The organism is Pseudonocardia sp. SID8383 (genome assembly GCF_009864975.1).
GTDB lineage: Bacteria > Actinomycetota > Actinomycetes > Mycobacteriales > Pseudonocardiaceae > Pseudonocardia > Pseudonocardia alni.
Window position 1 is genome coordinate 1 of record NZ_WWFY01000706.1, and the last position, 305, is coordinate 305.

1 protein-coding gene is annotated in these 305 nt (G+C 77.7%); it reads left to right on the forward strand.

The window, feature by feature from the left end:
* Positions 1–305, forward strand: a 305-nt coding sequence (locus GTW08_RS16970) for an FAD-dependent oxidoreductase (RefSeq protein WP_161152214.1), incomplete at both ends; no start/stop codon positions are given.

The window sequence follows — 305 nt, forward strand, 5'->3', positions numbered from 1 at the left end:
TCACGCTCGTGCACCCGCGCACCCACCTGATGGAGCGCCAGCTCGACGCGGGCGCCGGCGAGGTGCTCGCGACCGCGCTGCGCGGGCTCGGGGTCGACGTCCGCTGCGGTGTCGGCGCCAAGGCCTGGGACCCCGAGGCCGGCCTGGACTGCGACGACGGTTCCCGGATCGCCGCGGACCACGTCGTCGTCGCCGCCGGGGTGCGTGCGAACACCGGGCTGGCCGCCGACGCCGGGCTCGCGGTCGACCGGGGGATCCTGGTCGACGACCGCCTCGCCACCGACGACGGCCGGGTGCACGCCCTC